Genomic DNA, 21,682 nt, shown 5'->3' with positions numbered 1-21,682 from the left:
GCCGTAGCTCACTGGGTCCATGCGAACCAGTGGACACTGGAGTAGACGACACGACCCGGACAAACTGTCCGGGTAGGTCGTGCATGAGGCTGGCCTATCGTTGTAGGCATGCGTGGAGCAGGCGACCATCTCAGCATCGGAGAGCGCGTTGCGTTCTACCGGGCACGGCGCGGCCTCACTCAGTCGGTGCTAGCGAACCTGGTCGGCCGGACCGAAGACTGGCTGAGCAAGATCGAACGCGGAGAGCGGGAGATTCGCCGGCTCGACGTGCTTGCGGAACTCGCATCAGCACTCCGAGTGTCTCTGGGCGACCTCGTGGGGCAACCGGTCCTCCTGGAGGACGATCACGAGCACGACGACGTGCCAGCGGTCCGAGACGCGCTCATGGCCCCCCGCCGACTCTCGCGAGTGTTGTTCGCAGACGAGCAGAACGGCCGGCCACCTGATATCGAGCAGGTCGCGAGTCTGGCCGAAGGCGCCTGGGAGCATTACCAGCATGGCCGCATCGGTCGCGCTATCGATGGGTTGCCGGAGTTAATCCGCGCTGCCCAAGCTATCGAGGCCGATCGGACCCGCGGCGGGAGAGGACCGGCCGTCTCCGCTCGTATCCACCACCTGGCCGCAACGACGCTCACCAAGATCGGTGAGTCCGATCTGTCATGGATCGCAGCCGAGCGAGCGATGAACGCCGCGGACGATGCAGACGATCCGCTGGCACTCGCTTCCGCCGCTAGAGCAGGTACCCATGCCTTGCTCGCCGTCGGGCGGTACGACGACGCACTCCAGCTCGGTCAGACCGCTCGGTCCTGGCTCACCGACCACGTCCAGAACATGGACCCTGCTGCGCTGAGTCTGCTCGGCATGCTTGATCTACGAATGGCCACTGCCGCCGCTCGACGGAACGACCGCACGACAGCCACCGAACTACTCGCCTCTGCCGACGCCGCAGCACACCAGCTCGGCGCTGACGCGAACTACTGGCAGACGTCGTTCGGTCCGACGAACGTAATGCTGCACCGGCTGTCGGCAGCTCTGGATCTTGGCGACATTGCCTTCGTCACCGAGCACGGTCCACGTGTCGACTCGACCGTGCTACCGACGGTTCGGCAAGTTGCACACAGCATCGACCTCGCCCGCGCGTACAGCTACTCCGCGCATGACGCTGAGGCGATCTCCGCCCTCCTCAGCGCGGAGGCCAAGTCGCCCCAGCTCGTGCGCCACAATCCAGCCGTACGCGAGATCGTGCGGCAGATTCACCGTCGCACCCCGAGCACCGGAGGTCGCGGATCAGAGATCCTGGCGCTCGCCGAGCGTTGCCGGGCGGTCCAATGAGCGGCCACACACTCGGCCTTGTTTGTGCCGCTGCCGGCGGTATCGAGCAGGTTCGGGAACGGCTCATCGAGCCGATGCTCGATGACGGATGGACCATAGCCGTAACCCTTACCCCAACCGCGACAACCTGGCTCGAAGCGACGGACGAAGTCGGGAAGATCGAGGCCGTCACCGGTTTGCGAGTTCGCAGCGCACCTCGTTTGCCTAACGAGATCAGTCCCCATCCCGCTGTGGACTGCTACGCGGTGGTGCCGGCGACTGCCAACATCGTAGCCAAGCTGGCGCTCGGCATAGCCGACAACCAGGCACTCACGCAGCTGTGCGAGGCGATCGGCGGGCGTCGCCCTCCCATCGTCGTCTTTCCGAGAGTGAATGCAGCCCACGCCGGACAACCGGCATGGGACGGCCACATTGCGGCGCTGACGCGAGCTGGAGTCCACCTCGTCTACGGAGAAGACGTTTGGCCGCTCCACACGCCGCGCAGCGCCCCAAACAAGCAGATCCCCTGGTATGCGATCCGAAGTGCTATCGAATCCGCGGCCGCCGAAGCCTGACAGCACGCGCGGCGCACTACCAAGGATTGGGTCATCGGACGTGACTCGGCTCCCGCCTGGCCGCTCGCCAGGCTCGCACGTACTCCCGGATTCTCGACTCGCTTCTTTGCCGGAACTTCCTTGCGAGCTGCGCAGCCACGATCGGCTCGCCGCTTAGTGACAACCGGTCGCACTCAGCCCAGACCTCTTGCTCGACAGCCGACGCCTTGTCGTCTGGGGGCAGCAGAGCGACAGCCGCCGTCAGGTGGCTCAGGGCTTGGTCAAGTTCGGTGGCGAGCTGACGAATGGTCTTCAAGGTATTGCCCTCGGTGGAGTTCACGTCATCGAAGGTAGGTCCGCCGCCATCGCGGCGACAGCATTTCGGTCGAGGGCGGCGTGTCGGAGCGCAGAATCAACGCTAAGCGGGTGTACGGTACGCCCGCGCTGACCGAGCACCCATTGCGAATGCACACACGTGTCCACGCAACCTCGCGGGCATAAAACCCCCTAACCTACATACTCCACCCCTATCGAACATGCGTTCGAACAGCTAATGTATCGATATGGCGGACAACAGCGCAATCGAGTGGACAGAAGCTACATGGAACCCCACGACCGGTTGCGATCGCGTGTCCGCCGGATGCGACAACTGTTACGCCTTGAGCTTGGCAAAGCGCCTGAAGGCCATGGGAGCAACCAAGTACCAGAACGACGGTGACCCACGGACGAGCGGACCAGGGTTTGGTGTTGCGGTGCACGAGGCGGCTCTGCAGGTGCCATTCACGTGGCGGCGTCCGCGGCTGGTTTTCGTGAACTCCATGAGCGATCTGTTCCACGCAAGAGTTCCGACATCGTTCATTCAAGATGTGTTCGACGTCATGCGCCAAACACCTCAGCACACATACCAGGTTCTGACGAAGCGAAGCCTGCGCCTACGGCGAATTGCACCCAAGCTTTCGTTTCCTTCAAACGTTTGGTTGGGCGTGAGTGTCGAATCCGTTGCTCAGTACAACCGAATATCTGACCTTGCCTCCGTGCCAGCTGCGGTGCGCTTCCTGTCCTGCGAGCCACTACTTGGACCGCTACCATCCGTCCCGCTGGAGAAGATCGACTGGGTGATCGCCGGCGGCGAGTCCGGCCCGAACGCTCGCCCAATGAGCGCGGACTGGGTCCGAGAGCTCCGAAACCAGTGCGTCGACGCAGGCACGCCGTTCTTCTTCAAGCAGTGGGGCGGCCGGAGGCCCAAGAGTGGCGGTCGCGAACTGGACGGCCAGCTTTGGGACGAGATGCCCGAGGCCTACGGCGCGACGGCGGTCTAGCCCAGCTGCCATCAAAGACGGCGAGTTGCCACACTGAGATCTAACCGAGCGCTATTCTTAACCCCTTCGAACAGCAGCGGAAGGGTTGGAACAGGATGGCGCGCGGTCGTAAGGCAGTGGAATTATGGGATCGACCACCGCACACCGCAGCCAAGCATCAACTGCTTCAGGAGTACCTCGGAGCCTGGTTCCCCATCCTCGCCAAGTACAACCGGCGACTCTTCTACTATGACGCCTTCGCCGGGCCGGGCCGATACAAGAGCGGGGATGACGGGTCGCCCCTGATCGCCCTGAAGACTCTGATTGAGCACGACTACTTCACTTCAATGCCTCGTACCGAGTTCGTCTTTCTATTCAATGAGCAAGATCCGGGTTGCGCCGAACACCTGGAGGGATTGATTGACGAACTGAAAGCGACAAATAAGCCTTGGCCTGCGAACGTCAGAGTTGGCGTTACCAACAACACCTTCATTGAGTTGACGACAGACCTTCTCGATGACCTTGACAGCCGGGCCGCAAAGCTCGCTCCGACTTTCGCATTCGTCGATCCAGTGGGAGTCAAGGCGACTCCGATGGCGGTCTTACGCCGACTCACCGACTTCCCCAAAGGTGAGTTGTTGGTCTACTTCGCCCACGAAGCAGTTTTCCGCTTCTGCGGTGCGGGAAACATCGACCAAGCGCTCACGGACCTTTTCGGCACCGAAGAATACAAAGACGCTGGACTTCTGACAGGATCGCAGCGCAGTCAATACATTCACGACCTGTATAAACGTCAGCTGCACGAAGTCTGCAATTTTCCTTACATTCAAAGCTTCGCGATGTACGACCATCGAGGTAAGCGACTGTACGACCTGTTCTACTGCACCCGCGAACCAATTGGCTTGGACCGCATGAAGGGCGCGATGTGGAAGATTGCGCCGTCCGGAGACTTCAGTTTCCGCGACCGGTTCGCGAACCAAGATGTGATCTTCGGCGCGGAGGTAGACACCACGCCACTGCAGAGCCACCTACTCACTCACTTCAGTGGCCAGGCTGTCACAATCGAAGCGATTGTGGATCATGTCATCGTGGCGACACCTTACGCCAGCGGCCACGTGAAGCGCGCAACCCTGGCCGTGATGCAAAGGTCTGGATTGATCAGCAGCCCAAACCAGAAGCGCAAAGGCACATTTACGGACGGTACGATCGTCATCTTTCCATAAGCGAGAACATCGCCTGGCGGTCGAGTCTGACAATTAATGCACGGTCAAAATTCGGCGGGAGCCGTCGAGGAGTCCCCAGGATCGCAGCAGCTCAAGCGCTCGGCGGATAGTTCCCTCGGACACGCCGTGTTGCTTCGCGAGCTGCTGCGTCGGCGGTACCGATGTGCCTTCCGACAGGAGGCCTGACTCAATCGCGGCGCATAGTTTGCCAGCGATCGCCTCGTACGGCGCCCGCGGCGTACGCATAATCCGTTCACGCTCGCTGAGTTGTTCTGGACGCCTCGGGAGACGGTCGTACAGAGCGGCGGCGGCTCGCTGGTCGGCCTCGGACACGAATGCCGTGTAGACGCGGAGCGTTGTCGTGCCACCGCCGCCGTGTCCGAGCCGGCCAGCGACAGTTCGGATGTCGACCCCAGCGGCGATGAGCTCCGTCGCAGAGTAGTGGCGCAGGTTGTGAAGGTGGGTGTCGATGCCGAGGCGCGCAGCGAGCTTGCTGTAGCGCTGAGAGACGCTGTCTGGTACCAGATACACCGCGTTGTCAGGGGATAGGGAGAATACAAAAGCATTGTCAGCGATCTTGGTTTCGAGCTTAGCCGCGGTCTCGTCACAGGAAGCGCGGTGTTCTCGCAGAAGCGCAATCGTCTCGGAGTCAAGCGTGAGGCGCCTGTGCTGGTGTGTCTTGGTGTCTTTGAGCCACTTCGCCCGGCTGTTCTGGGCGACACTGGTATCGATCACGATCGTGCCCCGGTCGAGGTCGACCTTTGACCATCGAAGCGCGCACAGTTCGCCGCGGCGGGCACCAGTGACCATCGCAAGCCACACGAAGGTGCCCCAAGCGGGGTCCTTGAAGGCCTCACTGAGGATCCGGGCGGCCTCACCGGCGGTCGGTGGGCTCGGATTCGGCTTCGGTGCGGCTGGTGGCTTGCCGGTGGGCATCGGGTTGACGGAAACCCACTTCCATCGCACAGCCTGGCGGAAGGCGCCGCTCAGGATGAAGTGGATTTGACGAATCGTGGACGCGCCAAGCGGGCGGCACGCATGGGGCCGGCAGCGGTGGTCGCACTCATGGGAAGACTTGGTTCGGTGTTCGGTGAAGGGACGTCGATCGCAGTGACCGCGACAGCGCCGAAGCTCGGCGTAGTAGGAGTCGAGAATATCCGCGTCGACCGCTCCAACCTTGACGTGGCCGATCAGCGGCTCGATGTGGTTGCGGACGTAACCGCGGTAGGTGCGCACGGTTGTCTCGTCCAGCTCGGCGAGCTCGAGATGCCGCTCGATCAGCTGACTCAGGCTGGCGTTGGTACGAGGGTGCCGCCGCTCATCAACTTGGGTCTGCAGCCGGCGCATGACCTTCTCAGCCTCGCGGCTTGCCCTGGGCGTCGCGGCCGGGATGGTCTCTTTCAGGTAGTGCCGACGTTTCGTGACCGGATCAATCCCGGCATAGACAGAGACGCGGAGCGCTCCACTGGGCAGGGTCTCGATGCTGCCCTTCGGGCGCTTCGGTGCGCGCTCTGCTGATCCCATGGGATCAGATTGTAGCGATTCGCACCACGACTGATCCCACGCCCGCTGCGCATCCACGAACTCATGCAAGAGGCCTAGGGATAAAGCCGCAGGTCAGAAGCACATTTCCATTGGTGGGCCCCGTGGGACTCGAACCCACAACCCGCGGATTAAAAGTCCGCTGCTCTGCCAGTTGAGCTAGAGGCCCTCAGTTGGTGAGGGGAACAGTGTGTCAGGTTTGGTGGGGGTTTGCTTCGTGGGGGGCGGGGGTGAGGTGTTGGAGGTGGTGGTACAGATCGGAATTCGCTCGGGTGGTCCGGGTGCTGACAATCCTGCTGCGGGGGGAACGGACGGCGGGGTTGGGGGAGATTGTGGTGTTGTTTCGTGGGGGCGGTTGCGGTTGTCGGAGTGGTCGGGGGTTGTGGGGCGGGGGAATTCGGGGGTGGGTGTGCGGGCGGGAGCGGGAACGGGCCAGAGTACGGGCGGGGGCCGATTCGGGTGGTCGGCAGCGATGTGTAGACGCCGACCGTGGCGGACTCGCCTGCGAGTAGCTCACGAGTAGCGAATCAGTCGATGACGCCGGTGGTGATGCGGCGGGGGGTGATGTCGAACATCGAGTCCTCGGGGGGATTGGCCAGGTACGCCGGGCGTGCCTCGGGTGGGAGGTACTTCTCGACCATCGCGTGCAGCAGGGCCGGGTCGAGAGGGAGGAACCGCGCGACGCCCTGCATGTTGACGTAGCGGGCGGTCGGGCCGTCGGCTGTTTGGACGGAGAGGGAGAGCTCGCCTGAGCCGGTGCGGTGCAGGCGGGTCTTCTTCGACTTGGCCGGGGTCATCACCTGGAAGCGCCCGTCAGGGAGGTGGTGGAACCACACCGGTGTCACGTGCGGCGACCAGCCCGGGTCGTCGATCGCGAAGACGGCGACCAGCGGCTGCGCCAGGAACTCGGCCATTTCTTTCGTGTCCATCGTTCGAAACCCCATGTACGCACCCTCCCACCCGCCACCGACATACTTCATCCATGACCCAGAGGACTGTCCGGTGCTCACGTACGTCCTGAACTCGCAGGACCTCGCCGACGTGCGGTTTGCGGTGTCGCCGGTCGCTGAGATGGTGCTGTCGTTGCGGGCCTTGCGGGAGCCCGGGCGGTTTCCGTTGCAGCTTGGATGGGTGCGGGCGGTTCAGCCGCGGGTGGCCGAACTCGACTGGGACGTACTGCGGTGGCTGGTCAACGACACCATGGGGAGCCCGGATTTCCTCACGCCGCGGCCCTCGTCGCCGCTCACGCAGCTGGCCGACGAACTGGACCTGCTCGCGGCCGTGGACCAGGAGACCTTCAAGAAGCAGCTCATAGCGGTGAACGGCGAGCTCCCGGATGCCCTGACTGTCGACAAGGTGGTCAGCGCGCTCAGCGACTACTGGCAGGCCATGATGGCGCCGTACTGGAACCGTATGCGGACCCTGCTCTCCGCTGACATCAGCTACCGCGGCCATGTCCTCACGCAGTACGGCACCGGCGCAATGCTCAACGGCCTGGGCCCTGCCATCAGCTACGCGGACGGTCTACTCAAGGTCGACAGGGTCGCAGCGCTGAGCCGCCAAGAGAACATCGACGGCCGCGGTCTCGTACTCCAGCCGACCCTCTTCGGGCCGTACGCCGTCATCCCGTTCGACCCCGGCGCCGACCCGCTGCTCGGCTACCCACCGCGCGGTCAGGCGAACCTGTGGTCCGTAGTCGAGCCGCCGTCCCACCAGGACCTGGCCCAATTGATCGGTACGCCGCGGGCGCGCATCCTCGATCTGCTGACGCATCCCCGCACCACGACCGACCTGGCCGGCGAGCTGCAGGTCACCCCGTCCGCGGTCAGCCAGCACCTCCAACTGCTACGCCGTACCGGGCTGGTCGAGCCGCAGCGCACTGGCAAGCAGGTCCTCTACCGCCCGACCGAACTCGCCGCACTGCTGACCGGTAGCGAACCGTTGACACCGTCATAGCATCCGGTAATAGTTTGCGAAAGCGATTTCGCAGGACCCACGTCGTGGCAGCCGACGTCCACTACACCGCCCTGACACAGGAGTCGGCATGAGACGTACTGTTGCGCTCGTTCTCGGAGTTCTCCTCCTCGGCATCGGCACCATCACCCCGGCCCACGCCGCCACCCTCGCCCTTACCCCGATCACCGTCGGCAACGTGTTCACCGACGGCCAGCAGGTCAAGGTCGGGCTGAGTACCGACGCCTCGTCCGTGACCTGGTCGGCCGCCGACGTCAACGGCGCCGTCGTCGCCGGCGGCAGCCAGGCCGCCGCGAGTACCTTGCAGGTCGCGGTCACCACGCGCGGCTGGTACGAGCTCACCGTCCAGGCCGGTACGACGACCGCCCGGACCACCTTCGCCATCCTCAGCCCACTCAGTACGTCGGCAGTCGCCGGCCTCACCACCACCCGGGTCGGCGACTTCGAGAGCACTGCCGAAGGCTGGACGTTCTACCCGGGCAGCGAATACCCCGGCGCCACCGGGAGCTTCGCGCTCGACACCACCGCCAACCACTCCGGTACGAGCTCCGGCAAGCTGTCCGGCGACTTCAGCGCCGGCGGTGCGTACGTCAGCGTGAACCGGACCCTCCCGTCGGTCGCCGCGACCAGCGTGAGCTTCTGGGCGAAGACGCCGAACCTGACGTTCCTCACGTTCCGCATCACCGACTCCACCGGTCAGGTCCACCAGCAACGCCTGACGTTGTCAGGGGCAACGGACTGGCAGCCGCTCACAGTCAGCCGCTTCGACGGCGGCAAGCAGTACAGCCACTTCGGCGGCGCGAACGACGGCGTCTGGCACGGCCCGGCCAAGCAGATCGAGGTAGTACTCGACAAGGGCGCCATCAGCGGCGCCACGAGCAGCAGCGTGAACCTCGACGACCTCACGCTCAACGCCCCAGCAGCCGCACCCACCACTCCACTGGGCGACTACGAGAGCGCCGCGGAGGGCTGGTCGTTCTACCCTGGCAGCGAGTTCCCGGGCGCGACCGGCAGCCTCAGCTACGACACCACGGCCCCGCAGGCAGGCGCCCAGTCGGCCAAGCTCAGCGGCGACTTCACCGGCGGCGGCAACTACGTCGCACTGCAGCGCACGTTCGTCCCGATCGACCTCAAAGCCCTTGATCTGTGGGTGAAATCCAGCCAGCTGTCCTCCATCGGCCTGCGCCTCACCGACGCGACCGGTCAGGTCCATCAGCAGCGCCTCACGCTGTCCGGATCCGCCTGGCAGCACCTCAGCGTCACCCAGTTCGCTCAGGGCACCGGCTACCTGCACTTCGGCGGCGCCGACGACGGCGTCTGGCACGGCCCTGCGAAGGCGATCACGCTGACGCTGGACAAGAGCGCGATCATCGGCGGCGGTACGTCGGCAGCCGTCAACGTCGACACGGTCGCCGCGACCACGGCCCCGACGTACCAAGGTGCCGGCACGCACTTCGCGCAGTCCTGGAACCCGGACCTGATGCCCGTACTCGCGCTCTCCGGCGCCCGCTCCGCCCGCGACGAGGCGTACTGGAACGACGCCGAGAAGACCCCCGGCGTGATCTCGTTCCCGGGCAAGATCACGACGTACCAGCAGGGGTTCCAGGCCAACGGGATCGACCCGTTGATGATCGCCGACCGCGGGAACGACCTGTACGACGGCGGCAAACCGCCCACGACCGACACCGCCCGCGCGGGGTTCGCGAACTACGCCGACGCGCTCGCCACGCAGTACCCGCAGATCAAGAACCTGGCGGTCTGGAACGAGTGGGACATCAACGGCGAGGGCCCGGCGTACCAGACCCCCGAGGCGTACGTCGCGTTGCTGCAGGCAACTTATGCGAAGCTGAAGGCGAACCACCCGGGCCTGACGATCATCGGCGGCGGGGATACCGACGTCACGCAGCAGGCGTGGTTCCAGCAGTTCTGCCAGCTCGGCGGGCTGAAGTACCTCGACGTCGTGTCGATCCACCCGTACAACTACCTGAACGCGCCGGAGAGCCTCGGCACGATCATCGACCAGGTCCGCGCGACGATCCGGCAGTACAACGGCGGTGTCGACAAGCCGATCTGGATCACCGAGGCCGGCTGGTACACCGGTGCCGGCAGCGCCGCGCCGGTCACCGAGCCGACGCAGGCGATGTACGTGGCCCGCGCGATGCTCAACGTCCCGGGGCACGACGTCGACCGGTTCTACCTGTACGACTTCAAGAACGACGGCATCGATCCGGCCAACCAGGAGTACAACTTCGGCCTGGTGCACAACGAGGCCGACGCGCTCGGCAAGTACACACCCAAGCCGTCGTACGTCGCCTACGCCACGGCAGCCCGGCAGCTCCGCGGGGCGACGTTCCTCGGCAAGGAGTACCCGGGCAACGGGCTGATCGACCAGGTGTACGCGGCCAATGACGGTACGCCGTTCCGCGCGATCTGGGCCGCGTCCGGCGCGAACACGACCGTGACGGTCAACGCGACCGGCCCGGTCCAGGTGACCAGCCTGTACGGCCTGCCCTACACCCTGACCCCGAACGCGAACGGTCAGGCCACCGTCACAGTCGGCGTCTGGCCGACGTACCTCTCCGGCTCGACCGTGACCTCGGTGACGGCACCGTAGAGCTCTAGCTCACCCTCCCGATCCTGAAAAGATCGGGAGGGTGAGCTAGAGTCGAAGACGTCCGCGGGAGCTCACAGGGAGTGGGCTGAGAGGGTGTCTCTACCGTCACCGACCGCTGAACCTGAATCGGGTAATTCCGGCGTAGGGAGGAGCACGATGGAGTCCGTCTGGGTGAACGGCACGGCGGTCGACGGGCCGGCCGGGAAGTCGGTGGCCGAGCTGGTCGCGGAGTTCTCCGACCGGAGCACCGGGATCGCGGTCGCGGTGAATCAGAACGTGCTGACCAGGACCGAGTGGGCGCAGACCACGGTGCGCCCGGGCGACCGGGTCGAGATCGTCAGCGCGACGCAGGGAGGCTGAGATGGACGATCCACTCGAGCTCGGCGGGCGGACGTACACCTCCCGGCTGATCATGGGCACCGGCGGTGCCGCCAACCTGGAGGTGCTGGAGGAGGCATTGATTGCCTCCGGCACCCAACTCACCACGGTCGCGATGCGTCGGCTCGGCACCGGCCACGAGGGATCGGTGCTCGACGTACTGAAGAAGCACGGCATCGACGTACTGCCGAACACGGCCGGCTGTCACACCGCCGCCGAGGCCGTCCTGACCGCGAAACTCGCCCGCGAGGCGCTGGAGACCGACCTGATCAAGGTCGAGGTGGTCGCCGACGACCACCTGCTGCTGCCGGACCCGATCGAGCTGCTGGATGCCGTCGACGCCTTGGTGGCGGACGGTTTCACGGTCCTCCCGTACACCAACGACGACCCGATCCTGGCCCGCCGGCTGGAGCAGGCGGGGTGTGCGGCCGTGATGCCGTTGGCCGCACCCATCGGTTCCGCGCTCGGCATTCGGAACCCGCACAACCTCGCGCTGATCGCCGAGGCCGCGAACGTCCCGGTGATCGTGGACGCCGGGATCGGTACGGCGAGCGACGCCGCGCTGGCGATGGAGCTCGGCTGCGACGCGGTGATGCTGGCGACCCCGGTGACCCGCGCCGAGAAGCCTGCCCTGATGGCCGCCGCGATGCGCGACGCGGTCTCCGCCGGCCGGAACGCCCGCCTGGCCGGCCGCGTCCCGCGCCGCTGGCAGTCCGCGCTCGCCTCGTCGCCTACAACTGGCCTGCCAGCCTTTTAGCCTCTGCCGCATCCAGTGACCGATCCAGGAGTACTGCGGTCAGCGACAAGGTCAGCTCCTGGTTCGGTTGCAGCACCAACGGCTCGTCCCACGCCAGCGCCGGGCACACGCCGACGTACTGCGAAACCCGCAGGAACCACGGCCGTACCTGCTCGGGCTGCACGAGCAGCAGGCTGACATCGCCCTGTACGAACGCGATCCACGGGCTGGACGCCACCTCCAGCCCGTCACCATCCGCACTCAGGACTGTCGTTTCCGCCAGAGGCAGTCGCCAGAAGATCCCGCCGTACGCCGCTCCGTCGCGGCCGGTCGTCGCCGGACTGTCGATCCGGATCGTGCCGTACCGGGCGGTGAGCACGCTCCGCCAGTCGAGGCGCCAGCCGCCGAACGCCAGGTCGCCCGCGAGGCTCCGGCGTTCGACCAGCTGCGGGCGGCCTTGCTCGTCGTACCAGGTGATGTCGTCGATCAGTTCGCGATCGTTGATGGTCACGCCCCGGCTGCGCTGCTGACCGTGGTTCGTCAGCAGGGTCGGGCCCTGGCCGCGGACATACGTGCGCCCGCCCCAGTGCGACGTGCCGTTGACCTGCGCGACCGCGAGCGAGACGCCGTAGTGGTGCCGGTGGTCGACCGGGCTGACCTGCGTCAGCGGGTGCCCGCCGAGCGTCCGGACCGGATGCAGGTACGGGCGCGGCGCGTGCACCTGCGGCATCCGCCGGCCGAACTCGTACCGGGCGAGCAGTCCCGCGGAACTCCCCAGCTCGAAGATGTCACCCTGCTGCTGCCACCCGATCCGGTCGTCCGACACCGCGGACCGCGGCTCCTGCGGCACCGGACCGGTGCTCGCCCGCACCGCCAGCCGCAGCTCCGGTACGTCGTCCACCGCGTCCGAAGGCCCCGTGATCGACGCCAGCAACCGCTGCCAGGCCAACTCCCCGAGATCCTTCTGGGGCACCCGAACGGTCGTCAGCGACGGTACGGCGAACCGCGCCAGCCCGATATCGTCCATCCCGGTCACCGACAGATCCGCCGGTACGGCGACGCCGACCTCGTTGAGCCGCGCCAGCAGCCCGAACGCGACCAGATCGTTGAACGCGACCACCGCCGTCGCCTGCGAGTCGAGCACCCGTTCGACCGCGGCGTACCCGTCCTCGATCGACCTGCCGCACTCCAGCCGGACGAGGTCCAGCCCCGGGATCTCTCGCTCGGCGACCTCGAGCGCCTGCAGCCGCAACGTGTTCGACGCGGACGCGGCCGGCCCGGACAGGAAGGCGAGCCGGCGATGCCCGAGCCCGACCAGGTGATCCACGACGATCCGGACGGCGCGGCCGTAGTCGACCACCACCGACGCGACCTCCGCCGGGCCCTGGCGGTTGACGAGGATGACCGGCTGCACCTGCGGGAGCAGCTCGACCAGCCGCTCCTGGTCCATCCGCGGCGAGACCATGATCAACGCGTCACAGCGCCGCCGGGCCTCGATCGCGATCGCCGCCTCGGCCTGCGGGTCCTCGTCGGTCTCGGCGACCAGCACCCTGTACCCGGCCGCCGCCGAGGCGTTGGTGATGCCGCGGAGGATCTGCTGGAACAGCGGGTTGCCGAGGTCCGGGACGACCAGCGCGACCATGTTCGTCCGGCCCAGCGACAGGCTCCGGGCCAGGTCGCTCGGGCGGTAGTTCAGCTGCTTCGCGGCGGCCCGCACCCGGGCGACGATCTCGGGTGCGACACTGAGGCGGCCGTTCATCACCCGGGACACGGTCGCCCGCGACACCTCGGCCACCCGTGCGACGTCGGCGATCGTGATGCTGTCCTTCGGTGTCCGGCCCACCGCTGCATCCTCTCCCGATGAAACCGGTTTCTCAACCCCCGGTGTGATCGGATGGAAGCACACACCGAACGGAGGAACAGGTGACTGAACTGGAGTATCCGCAGGTCCAGGGCGTTGCCCCCGGCAACGGCTACAGCCACGTGGTGACCGGAACCGGCCAGTGGGTGGCCGTGTCCGGGCAGGTGGCGCTGGACGCGGACGGGGCGTTCGTCGGGATCGGCGACCCGGGCGCACAGGCCGAGCAGGTGTTCGCGAACCTCGAACGCTGCCTGGCGACGGTCGGCGCGACGTTCGGGAACGTGGTGAAGCTGACGTTCTTCGTCACCGACATCGGCTACCTGCCGGCGATCCGCGTCGTCCGCGACAAGTACATCCCCGGCACCAAGCCCGCGAGTACGGCGGTCCAGGTCGCGGCCTTGTTCAGCCCGGACGCCCTGCTGGAGATCGAGGCGTACGCGATCATCTGACCGCTCGGGTCAGCGGAGGAGGTCCACCGCGCGGCGGGCGGCCTCGCCGATGGCGGCGTCGACGCGTGGCTGGCGGAAGTCGCCGCGGGCCGCGAGGGTGAAGACCGCGATCGCGTACGCCGACCCGCCGGGCAGGGTGACCACGCCGACCTCGTGGCGGAGCGCGCCGAACGTACCGGCGCCGAGTTCGTCGTCCTCGATCACCTGCAGAACGTCACCCTTTGACGCGGTAGTGGTAGCGCGAGACGGTCCGGAATCCGAGGCGGTCGTAGAGAGCCCGAGCCGGCGCGTTGCTCTCGACGACCTGCAGCCAGACCCGGACGACCCCCAAAGTGCTTGCCTGCTGCAACAAGCCGTGGATGACCGCCTGCGCAAGCCCCTGACGGCGGTGCTTCGGGTCAACGGCCAGGCAGTACAGGCCGGCCCAGTCGTCGACCAGCGCGAGCCGGCCGATCGCCTGCACGGGTTGCCCGGACGGGATCACCGCGTACAGCGCACGGGCCCGGTTCAGGATCTGCCGCGCGGCGGCCTGCGCGGCGGATCCGCCGCGGCCGTCGACGGCCCACCAGAAATCCATCCAGGAGTCGTCGGGCGCCGCGGATATATTCACCGGCCCAAGCTGCTCAGCCGGTTCGCCGAGGTTTGCGAGGACGTCGGCGAGCTCGGCGCCCATCACCAGCGTCGGGTTCCGGAGCTCGTACCCGCGGGCCGCGAGCCGGTCGTCGAGGTCGCCGGGCTGGGCCGCCGGACCGACCTGGAAGGACGGCGCGATGTCGTGCGCGGCGTACAGGTTCTCGACGTAGTCCAAGGCTTTGCCGAGGTCGAACGGTGCACGCTTGGGCAGGACGGAGTTCGCGCGCAGGGTGACCCCGGCGTTGCGGCGGACCACCCAGCCGTCCAGCTCGGTGCTGTCGGCGGCGGGCCAGCCGTGGTTCATCAGGGTGTCGATACGAGCTGCGGCGATCACTCCATCGAGCGTAGAACCGACCGGATCAAATTGCAATCGAATGGATAGTTATTCATAGCGCCCGGATCGCGTCCGCGAGCAGGTCGATGCCCTCCACAACCTCGCTCCGGTTCAGTGACCCGTAGCCGAAGACCAGCCCAGCAGGTCCGTCCCCGGCCAGCCAGTACGGCGCCAGCCCGTACACCCCGAGTCCGCGCTCCAGCGCTGCCTCCTGCAGCGCCCCCTCGCCGAGCCCCGGCGGCAGCCAGGTCATCACATGCAGCCCGGCCGACACCCCGACCGGCTCCAGCTCCGGAACCCGCGCCGCCAGCCGCTCGACCAGCGTGTCCCGCAGCTCCCGGTAGCGCGGCCGCATCCGCCGCAGATGCCGGTCGAACTCGCCGCGCGCGACGAAGTCCGCGAACGCCAGCTGATCCAGCACCGGCGACCCACGATCGTCCATCAGCTTCGCCCGCGTCATCGGCTCCACCAACCAGGCCGGCAGGATCAGCCACCCGAGCCGCAGCCCCGGCGCCAGCGTCTTGCTCGCGGTCCCGGCGTACGCCACCCGATCCGGCGCGAGACCCTGCAGCGCACCGATCGGTTCCCGGTCGTACCGGTACTCCGCGTCGTAGTCGTCCTCGATCACCAACCGGTCGCCGCGACCCGCCCACGCCACGAGCGCCGCCCGGGTCTCCGCCGAGGTCACCGCCCCGGTCGGGAACTGGTGCGCCGCCGTCACCAGCACCGCGTCCGCCCCGGACCGCTCCAGCGCCTCCACGTCGACCCCGGATGCCAGCACCGGTACGCCGACAGCCTCCAGACCGACGGCCGCCGCGACCTCGCGGAGGTCGTTGTCGGAGGGATCCTCGACCGCGAGCCGACGCAGCCCTGCGGCCGCCAGTACCTGCAGCAACAGCCGCGAGCCCTGCGCGAACCCGTTGCAGATCATCATGTTGTCCGGGCGGGCCGCCGTACCGCGAACCCGGTTGAGATAGTCGGACAGCGCCGTCCGCAGCTCGATCGTGCCGCGACCGTCGAGGTACGCGAAGCTGCGGTTCGGCGTCTCGTTGAGCACCCGGCGGACGGACCGGAGCCAGGCGGCGCGCGGGAACTGCGACACGTCCGGGCGGCTGTAGCGGAAGTCGATCCGCGGCGGTCCGGCCGGCGTGGCGATCGAGTGCGTCGGGGAGACCACCGCGATGTCCGCGACCAGCGTGTAGCCGCCGCCCCGGCTGATCAGGTAGCCCTCGGCGACGAGCTGCTGGTACGCCTCGACGACCACGCCGCGGGACAGGCTGAGGTCCTGCGCGAGCGCCCGCGTGGACGGCATCACGGTCTCGGCGCGCAGCAGGCCGGCCCGGATCCTGGTGCGGATCGCGCTCTCGAGCTGCTGGTGCAGTGGTACGCCGTTGTCCCGGTGCAGCTCGACCAGGAGTTCGCCGGCTCCGGAACTGGTCCTCATTCGGCTCACAGAACTGGACCTTATCGGCGTACCGCTGCGCTGTCAGGGTTGTGAACACCACCGATTCCCCGAACACCACCGAGAATTCACAGAGGATTCACCGAGGAGATGAGAGCGATGACCGAGATGCTGCGTAGCGGGGACGCCGGGTACGACGAGGCGCGGACCGTGTGGAACGCGATGATCGACCGGCGGCCGGCCGTCGTCGCCCGCTGCTCGAGCACCGCCGAGGTGGCGGAGGCGGTCCGGTACGGCCGGGCGCACAAACTGGAGATCGCGGTCCGCTGCGGCGGGCACAACATCGCCGGGCTCGCGGTCCCGGACGGTGGGCTGATGATCGACCTGACGCCGATGAACGCGGTCCGGGTGGACCCAGAGGCGAAGCGGGCGTGGGTGCAGGGCGGGGCGCTGCTGGGCGAGCTGGACCGGGCGGCGCAGGAGTACGGGCTGGCGACGACCGCGGGCAACGTCTCGCACACCGGGGTCGGCGGGCTGACGCTCGGCGGCGGGATGGGCTGGCTGGCGCGGCGGTTCGGGCTGAGCTGCGACAACGTGCTCTCCTACGAGGTCGTGACCGCGGACGGCACCGTCGTACGGGCGAGCGCGGACGAGAACGCCGAGCTGTTCTGGGGTCTGCGGGGCGGCGGCGGGAACTTCGGGATCGTGACGTCGTTCGAGTTCCAGCTGCACGAGATCGGGACGCGGGCGCTGATCGTCGAGTTCACGTACCCGACGGCGGCCGGTTTCGACGTACTGCGGGGATGGCGGGAGCTGAACGCCACCGCGCCGCGGGAGGCGACGTTCACCGCGGGCATCTCGGCCGACTCCGTGACGGTGGGGTACGTGTGGGTCGGCGAGGGCGGCGACGAGCTGCTGCCGGCGTTCCGGGCGCTCGGGCCGGTGACGGACGAGCTGGTCGAGGAGACGACGTACCTGAAGCTGCAGACGCGGGACGACAACGTGCAGGGGCACCGGTTCCGCCGGTACTGGAAGGGGCATTACTTCAAGTCGCTGCCCGACGACGCGATCCGGGCGCTGGTGGACAACCCGGGCGTCGGGGCGAGCCTGCAGGCGTACGGCGGGGCGATCGCCGAGGTACCGGACGCCGACGCGGCGTTCAGCCACCGGGACACGCTGTTCGAGTTCGTCACGGCGACCCGCTGGGAGGACCCGGAGGATGACGAGGCCCGGATCGGGATGCTGCGCGAGTACGCCGCGACGCTGGCGCCGTACGCGAGCGGGGCGTACGTGAACACGCTGAACGACGACCCGATCCAGCGGGCCTTCCCGCCCGCGACGCTGGAGCGGCTGGTCGCGCTCAAGACGGCGTACGACCCGGAGAACGTGTTCCACCTGAACCAGAACATCCGTCCGGCGCGCGGCATGATGGTGGTGTGACGACTGAGCTGACGCCGGAACTGGCCGCGACGATCCACGAAGGGTTCTCGCGGCGGGACCGGGCGAACATGGGGCCGACGATCGCGTTCTTCGAGAAGCTGCTCGGCGAGCACCCGGACAACCCGTACGTGCTCTACGAGGTCGGCGGGTCGTACGACACCGCCGGGCAGGAGGAGACCGCGGTCGGGTACTACGAGCGCGCGCTGCCCGGGCTGACCGGGGAGACCCGCCGCAAGTGCCTGCTGCAGTACGGCAGCACGCTGCGGAACCTCGGCCGCTTCGACGAGTCGCTGGACCTGTTCAAGAAGGCGTGCGCGGAGTACCCGGAATCGGACTCGCTGCGGGTGTTCAAGGCGCTCACGCTGCAGGCCGCCGGCCACCAGGACAAGGCGCTCGCCACGCTGCTGCTGGTGATCGCCGACAAGGTCGACTCGGCCGAGATCAAGCGCTACGAGGCCGCGATCCGCGGCAACGCGGACTACCTGGCCGACCGCTAGCGCATCTGCGGGCCGCGGCCGTCGTCGCTAGCGCTTCTCGGCGACTCCGCCGTAAATGGCGTCGCGGACGTCCGGCTCCGGCTCCTCGTCGAGGCGACCGCCCGGCACGTGCCAGTCGACCAGCCGGACGACGCCCGGCTCGAGAATCTCCATCTCGCCGAACAGCGACGAGATCTGCTCCACCGACCGGAACGCGAGCGTCGGGAACGCGTGCTTGACCTTCTCCTGCAGCTCGGTCACCAGCTCGTCGACCGCGCCGCCGTCGCCCGGGTTGCACGCGTGCGTGATCGCCAGGAACGACCCCGGCGGCAGCGCCTCGACGTACTGCCGGGCGACCGCCAGCGTCTCGTCGTAGTCCGCGATGTGGTGCAGCATCAGCGCCATCACCAGCGCGACCGGCTCACCGGCGGACAGCAGGTCCGCGATCGGCTGCTCGGCCAGCACTTCGTCCGGCTTGGTCAGGTCCGCCGCGACGAACTGGGTCCGGTCGTTGTCGAGCAGCAGCGCCCGCCCGTGGGCGACCACCGACGGGTCGTTGTCGACGTACACCACCAGGGACTCCACGTTCACACCCTGGGCGATCTGGTGGGTGTTCTCGGCGGTCGGCAGCCCGGAGCCGGCGTCGATGAAGCGCCGTACGCCGCGCTCCTCGGCCAGCCAGGTGATGACCTCCTTGAGCCAGCGACGGTTCGCCCGCGCCCACTCCGGGGCCTCCGGCGCGACCTTCATGATCTGCCGGTACAGCTCCCGGTCGGCCTCGTAGTTGTCCTTGCCGCCGAGGAAGTAGTCATAGACCCGGGCGACGCTGGGACTCGCCGTATCGATGCCGTACGCGACCAGCCCGCCGTCGTATTTCGGCTGATCGGTCACGCTGTCTCCTCACGTCAGGTCTCGTCCGAGCGTAACGCACAGAGAGTCAGCCTTTCACCACGGCGTGTTCAAGGGTTGTAAAACCTCAACAGTCACAGGGGGTTCAGCACGCGCAGGCGACGCCGTCGGGCGCGGCCAGCGGGTCCGACGCGCGCCGCTCGATCCCGGTCACGGTCTCGATCGGCCCGCCTTCACGCACCCAGTACTCGTAGCCGCCGATCATCTCCTTCACCGGGTACCCGAGCCGCGCGAACGCCAGCGCCGCCTGCGTCGCGGCGTTGCATCCCGGACCCCAGCAGTACGTCACCACGGTGGCCCCGTCCGGTACGACGTCCGCCGCCGTACGCTCGGTGATCTCGCGGTGCGGCAGGTGGATCGCACCAGGTACGTGGCCCTGGTCCCAGCTCTCCTGGCTGCGGCTGTCGATCAGCACCCAGCCTGTCACGCCGGCGCCGATGTCCGCGGCGACGTCGGCCGCGTCCACCTCGAACGTCAGCCGGGCGGCGAAGTGGGCGACGGCGACGTCCGGCGCGGCGGCAGCGGTCCGCAGTACGGCACTCATCTGATGACTCCTTGGTTGTCGGGGAGGCACCAGCGTCCGGCATCGGGACGATCCGGCGATAGTGGCAGGAATGCCCTAGTACATCAAGATTCAGCCACGGCGGATTTTCGACCGCGCGCGGGCCACCTTGATCGCCTGCTTCAGCGTCTCCACGTCGTACGCCCAGTAGTGACGCTGCCCGTTGACGAAGAACGTCGGCGTACCGGAGACGCCGCTGGTGTCCGCGGACTCGATGTCCTGCGCCACCCGCGCGGCGGCCACGTGCCGCTTCACCTCGTCGTGCAACCGATCGGTGTCCAGACCGAGCTGTTCCGCGTAGCCCATCAGGTCCTTCGGCTGCAGGTTCTCCTGGTTCGCGAGCAGCAGGTCGTGCATCTCCCAGAACGCACCCTGCACCGCGGCGCCCTCGGCGAACTCCGCCGCGATCTGCGCCCGCGGATGTACGTCGGACAACGGCAGGTGCCGCCAGACGTAGCGCAGGTCGTCGTCCTGCAGCAGGTCGCGGACGATCGGCTCGGCCATCCCGCAGTACGGGCACTCGAAGTCGCCGTACTCGACCAGCGTCACCGATGCGTTCTCCGGGCCGCGGACATGGTCGCGCTCCGGATCGACCGGGTCCGTCAGGTCGAGGAGCTGCTCGGCCTCCCCGAGCAGCGCCAGCGCCTTCTTCGGCGGCGACAGCAGCTTCGCGGCGCGGAACACCGCCCAGGTGAGCGCGGACGCCACGATCACCGCGGAGAGCAGGCCGACCTTCGCCTCGGCGAGCTGCGCACCGTCGAACGCGATCGTTGCGATCAGCAACGAGACCGTGAAGCCGATGCCGGCGATCGTGCCGCTGCCGAGGACCGACGCCCAGCCGACGCCCGGGCGGACCCGGCCGCCGGAGACCCGTTCGAGCAGCCAGGACACCCCGGTCACCGCGATCGGCTTGCCGACGACGTACCCGAGCAGGATGCCGAGCGTGATCGGCGAGCTGAACGCGCGGCCGAGGAAGCCGGCGTCGATCGTGACGCCCGCGTTCGCGAGGCCGAACAGCGGGACGATCAGGTAGCTGGTCCACGGGTGGTAGAGGAACTGCAGGCGTTCGTTCGGCGAGATCGTCGTGGTCAGGCCGACGGTCGCGGAGCGCGCGAGCTCCGGGGTCGGCTGCTCGCGGAACAACCGGAACAGACCGGTCGCCTCCTCCAGCTCCTCACGACCGGGCGAGTACGCCGGCGCCGTGAGGCCGATCGCCAACCCGGCGACCACCGGGTCGACACCGCTCTTCAGAAGGGCGGCCCACATGAGTACGCCGAGAACGACGTACACCCAAGACTTGCGGACCCTGAGCAGGGCCAGCGTGAGAACGACGGCGAACGCGACCACGGCGAGGACGAGCGGCATCAGCTTGACGTCCGAGCTGTAGACGACCGCGATCACCACCAGCGCGAGCAGATCGTCTACCACGAACACCGTCAGCAGGAACACCCGCACGCGGTCCGGCACACCACGCCCGACCAGCGCGAGCAGCCCGAGCGCGAGCGCGGTGTCCGTCGACATCGCGACACCCCACCCGCGCGCTCCCGGACCGCCCGCGTTGAACGCCAGGTAGATCAGCACGGGCGCGACCATCCCAGCGACCCCCGCCAGCATCGGCAGCACGAACCGGCTCCGCTCCCGCAGATCCCCCAGATCGAACTCCCGCCGCGCCTCCAGCCCCACCACCAGGAAGAACAACGTCATCAACCCGCTGTTGATCCACTCCCGCAGATCCAGCCCGAGGTGCTGCTGCCCGAGCCCAACGGACAACTCGGTCCGCCAGATCTCGTCGTACGTCCCCGGCGCCACATTCGCCCACACCAGGGCGACAACGATCGCCGCCGCAAGAACTCCCGAGCTCCCCGCCTCGGTCCGCAGGAACGCCCGCAACGGCGCCGCAAACTCCCGCCGCCAGTCGGTCCGCCCACCCAACAGACCAGCCACGTCCGCCATACGCACACTGTAAGCGGAGGACCTTGATTCTCG

General features: G+C 67.5%; 21 protein-coding genes, 1 tRNA gene and 1 riboswitch. Of the genes, 11 read left to right on the top strand and 11 right to left on the bottom strand.

What is annotated here, in order from left to right:
* The first annotated feature begins 108 nt into the window (after nucleotides 1-108).
* Nucleotides 109-1,332, top strand: coding sequence for a helix-turn-helix domain-containing protein (locus tag JOF29_RS27770; RefSeq protein WP_209697367.1), 1,224 nt, complete (start codon nucleotides 109-111; stop codon nucleotides 1,330-1,332).
* Entirely contained in the window at nucleotides 1,329-1,886 is a 558-nt protein-coding gene (locus JOF29_RS27765) for a flavoprotein (RefSeq protein ID WP_209697366.1), read from the top strand. Before JOF29_RS27770 ends, JOF29_RS27765 begins: the two co-directional genes overlap by 4 nt.
* Nucleotides 1,887-1,917: 31 nt before the next feature.
* Here JOF29_RS27765 and JOF29_RS27760 read toward each other — a convergent pair whose 3' ends face one another.
* Nucleotides 1,918-2,205, bottom strand: coding sequence for a hypothetical protein (locus JOF29_RS27760; protein WP_209697365.1), 288 nt, complete (start codon nucleotides 2,203-2,205; stop codon nucleotides 1,918-1,920).
* Nucleotides 2,206-2,428: 223 nt separating this feature from the next.
* Here JOF29_RS27760 and JOF29_RS27755 point away from each other — a divergent pair, with 223 nt between their 5' ends.
* On the top strand, nucleotides 2,429-3,184 hold the full coding sequence (locus JOF29_RS27755; RefSeq protein WP_209697364.1) for a DUF5131 family protein: 756 nt from the start codon (nucleotides 2,429-2,431) through the stop codon (nucleotides 3,182-3,184).
* 95 nt (nucleotides 3,185-3,279) lie between these two features.
* Nucleotides 3,280-4,386 (top strand): three-Cys-motif partner protein TcmP, encoded by a 1,107-nt coding sequence (gene tcmP, locus JOF29_RS27750; RefSeq protein ID WP_209697363.1) that lies wholly within the window; start codon nucleotides 3,280-3,282, stop codon nucleotides 4,384-4,386.
* Between the two features lie 33 nt (nucleotides 4,387-4,419).
* On the opposite strand, the gene JOF29_RS27745 is transcribed toward tcmP, so the two are convergent.
* The 3 genes from JOF29_RS27745 to JOF29_RS27735 all read right to left on the bottom strand — a co-directional run bounded on the left by JOF29_RS27745 (nucleotide 4,420) and on the right by JOF29_RS27735 (nucleotide 6,857).
* On the bottom strand, nucleotides 4,420-5,910 hold the full coding sequence (locus JOF29_RS27745; RefSeq protein WP_209697362.1) for a tyrosine-type recombinase/integrase: 1,491 nt from the start codon (nucleotides 5,908-5,910) through the stop codon (nucleotides 4,420-4,422).
* Nucleotides 5,911-6,021: 111 nt separating this feature from the next.
* Nucleotides 6,022-6,097, bottom strand: a tRNA-Lys gene (locus JOF29_RS27740).
* Nucleotides 6,098-6,455: 358 nt separating this feature from the next.
* Nucleotides 6,456-6,857: a pyridoxamine 5'-phosphate oxidase family protein gene (locus JOF29_RS27735; protein ID WP_209697361.1), complete on the bottom strand. Its 402-nt coding sequence runs from the start codon at nucleotides 6,855-6,857 to the stop codon at nucleotides 6,456-6,458.
* 73 nt (nucleotides 6,858-6,930) lie between these two features.
* Here JOF29_RS27735 and JOF29_RS27730 point away from each other — a divergent pair, with 73 nt between their 5' ends.
* The 4 genes from JOF29_RS27730 to JOF29_RS27715 all read left to right on the top strand — a co-directional run bounded on the left by JOF29_RS27730 (nucleotide 6,931) and on the right by JOF29_RS27715 (nucleotide 11,651).
* Nucleotides 6,931-7,884: an ArsR/SmtB family transcription factor gene (locus JOF29_RS27730; RefSeq protein WP_209697360.1), complete on the top strand. Its 954-nt coding sequence runs from the start codon at nucleotides 6,931-6,933 to the stop codon at nucleotides 7,882-7,884.
* An 88-nt stretch (nucleotides 7,885-7,972) separates the two neighbouring features.
* Nucleotides 7,973-10,516 carry a glycosyl hydrolase gene (locus tag JOF29_RS27725; RefSeq protein ID WP_209697359.1) on the top strand — a complete coding sequence of 848 codons (2,544 nt, stop codon included), beginning with the start codon at nucleotides 7,973-7,975 and terminating at the stop codon, nucleotides 10,514-10,516.
* Nucleotides 10,517-10,569: 53 nt separating this feature from the next.
* Nucleotides 10,570-10,681, top strand: a riboswitch (TPP riboswitch).
* Entirely contained in the window at nucleotides 10,673-10,876 is a 204-nt protein-coding gene (thiS, locus tag JOF29_RS27720) for a sulfur carrier protein ThiS (RefSeq protein WP_209697358.1), read from the top strand. Its footprint overlaps the riboswitch before it by 9 nt.
* Nucleotide 10,877: 1 nt before the next feature.
* A complete protein-coding gene (locus JOF29_RS27715) occupies nucleotides 10,878-11,651 on the top strand; it encodes a thiazole synthase (RefSeq protein WP_209697357.1) in 774 nt (257 codons plus the stop codon).
* On the opposite strand, the gene JOF29_RS45570 is transcribed toward JOF29_RS27715, so the two are convergent.
* Entirely contained in the window at nucleotides 11,626-13,473 is a 1,848-nt protein-coding gene (locus JOF29_RS45570) for a DUF6807 family protein (protein ID WP_209697356.1), read from the bottom strand. The genes JOF29_RS27715 and JOF29_RS45570 overlap by 26 nt on opposite strands.
* 80 nt (nucleotides 13,474-13,553) lie before the next feature.
* Between JOF29_RS45570 and JOF29_RS27705 the strand changes: the two genes are divergently transcribed.
* The gene (locus JOF29_RS27705) at nucleotides 13,554-13,940 is read left to right on the top strand and encodes a RidA family protein (RefSeq protein WP_209697355.1); all 387 of its coding nucleotides are present in this window, start codon (nucleotides 13,554-13,556) and stop codon (nucleotides 13,938-13,940) included.
* Between the two features lie 9 nt (nucleotides 13,941-13,949).
* Here the strand turns inward: JOF29_RS27705 and JOF29_RS27700 are convergent, their stop codons facing one another.
* From JOF29_RS27700 to pdxR, 3 genes are read right to left on the bottom strand one after another with little or no spacing between them, the layout of a single operon-like run.
* A complete protein-coding gene (locus tag JOF29_RS27700; protein WP_245359513.1) occupies nucleotides 13,950-14,144 on the bottom strand; it encodes a serine hydrolase in 195 nt (64 codons plus the stop codon).
* Between the two features lie 10 nt (nucleotides 14,145-14,154).
* Nucleotides 14,155-14,907: a GNAT family N-acetyltransferase gene (locus JOF29_RS45565; protein ID WP_209697354.1), complete on the bottom strand. Its 753-nt coding sequence runs from the start codon at nucleotides 14,905-14,907 to the stop codon at nucleotides 14,155-14,157.
* Nucleotides 14,908-14,959: 52 nt separating this feature from the next.
* Nucleotides 14,960-16,351, bottom strand: a complete 1,392-nt coding sequence (gene pdxR, locus JOF29_RS27690) for a MocR-like pyridoxine biosynthesis transcription factor PdxR (protein WP_245359510.1) — start codon at nucleotides 16,349-16,351, stop codon at nucleotides 14,960-14,962.
* A 117-nt stretch (nucleotides 16,352-16,468) separates the two neighbouring features.
* On the opposite strand from pdxR, the gene JOF29_RS27685 reads away from it, so the two are divergent.
* Both JOF29_RS27685 and JOF29_RS27680 read left to right on the top strand, forming a co-directional pair.
* Nucleotides 16,469-17,749, top strand: a complete 1,281-nt coding sequence (locus JOF29_RS27685) for an FAD-binding oxidoreductase (protein ID WP_245359508.1) — start codon at nucleotides 16,469-16,471, stop codon at nucleotides 17,747-17,749.
* Entirely contained in the window at nucleotides 17,746-18,246 is a 501-nt protein-coding gene (locus JOF29_RS27680; RefSeq protein WP_209697351.1) for a tetratricopeptide repeat protein, read from the top strand. The genes JOF29_RS27685 and JOF29_RS27680 overlap by 4 nt, the downstream gene beginning before the upstream one ends.
* A 27-nt stretch (nucleotides 18,247-18,273) precedes the next feature.
* On the opposite strand, the gene JOF29_RS27675 is transcribed toward JOF29_RS27680, so the two are convergent.
* From JOF29_RS27675 to nhaA, 3 genes are all read right to left on the bottom strand, one after another.
* Nucleotides 18,274-19,116, bottom strand: coding sequence for an SAM-dependent methyltransferase (locus JOF29_RS27675; RefSeq protein ID WP_209697350.1), 843 nt, complete (start codon nucleotides 19,114-19,116; stop codon nucleotides 18,274-18,276).
* Nucleotides 19,117-19,219: 103 nt separating this feature from the next.
* Nucleotides 19,220-19,678: a rhodanese-like domain-containing protein gene (locus JOF29_RS27670; RefSeq protein ID WP_209697349.1), complete on the bottom strand. Its 459-nt coding sequence runs from the start codon at nucleotides 19,676-19,678 to the stop codon at nucleotides 19,220-19,222.
* A 90-nt stretch (nucleotides 19,679-19,768) separates the two neighbouring features.
* Entirely contained in the window at nucleotides 19,769-21,649 is a 1,881-nt protein-coding gene (gene nhaA / locus JOF29_RS27665) for a Na+/H+ antiporter NhaA (RefSeq protein ID WP_209697348.1), read from the bottom strand.
* Nucleotides 21,650-21,682 lie beyond the last annotated feature (33 nt).

The organism is Kribbella aluminosa (assembly GCF_017876295.1).
Taxonomy (GTDB): Bacteria; Actinomycetota; Actinomycetes; order Propionibacteriales; family Kribbellaceae; genus Kribbella; species Kribbella aluminosa.
This window is presented reverse-complemented; position numbering and strand designations above follow the sequence as displayed.

What these genes read in the sequence shown, in the direction of transcription:
- JOF29_RS27685 (WP_245359508.1), top strand. Translation starts at nt 16,469, where the DNA reads ATGACCGAGATGCTGCGTAGCGGGGACGCCGGGTACGACGAGGCGCGG.
- JOF29_RS27715 (WP_209697357.1), top strand. Translation starts at nt 10,878, where the DNA reads ATGGACGATCCACTCGAGCTCGGCGGGCGGACGTACACCTCCCGGCTG.
- JOF29_RS27770 (WP_209697367.1), top strand. Translation starts at nt 109, where the DNA reads ATGCGTGGAGCAGGCGACCATCTCAGCATCGGAGAGCGCGTTGCGTTC.
- JOF29_RS27725 (WP_209697359.1), top strand. Translation starts at nt 7,973, where the DNA reads ATGAGACGTACTGTTGCGCTCGTTCTCGGAGTTCTCCTCCTCGGCATC.
- JOF29_RS27745 (WP_209697362.1), bottom strand. Translation starts at nt 5,910, where the DNA reads ATGGGATCAGCAGAGCGCGCACCGAAGCGCCCGAAGGGCAGCATCGAG.
- nhaA (WP_209697348.1), bottom strand. Translation starts at nt 21,649, where the DNA reads ATGGCGGACGTGGCTGGTCTGTTGGGTGGGCGGACCGACTGGCGGCGG.
- pdxR (WP_245359510.1), bottom strand. Translation starts at nt 16,351, where the DNA reads ATGAGGACCAGTTCCGGAGCCGGCGAACTCCTGGTCGAGCTGCACCGG.
- JOF29_RS27735 (WP_209697361.1), bottom strand. Translation starts at nt 6,857, where the DNA reads ATGGACACGAAAGAAATGGCCGAGTTCCTGGCGCAGCCGCTGGTCGCC.
- tcmP (WP_209697363.1), top strand. Translation starts at nt 3,280, where the DNA reads ATGGCGCGCGGTCGTAAGGCAGTGGAATTATGGGATCGACCACCGCAC.
- JOF29_RS27670 (WP_209697349.1), bottom strand. Translation starts at nt 19,678, where the DNA reads ATGAGTGCCGTACTGCGGACCGCTGCCGCCGCGCCGGACGTCGCCGTC.
- JOF29_RS27765 (WP_209697366.1), top strand. Translation starts at nt 1,329, where the DNA reads ATGAGCGGCCACACACTCGGCCTTGTTTGTGCCGCTGCCGGCGGTATC.
- JOF29_RS27755 (WP_209697364.1), top strand. Translation starts at nt 2,429, where the DNA reads ATGGCGGACAACAGCGCAATCGAGTGGACAGAAGCTACATGGAACCCC.
- thiS (WP_209697358.1), top strand. Translation starts at nt 10,673, where the DNA reads ATGGAGTCCGTCTGGGTGAACGGCACGGCGGTCGACGGGCCGGCCGGG.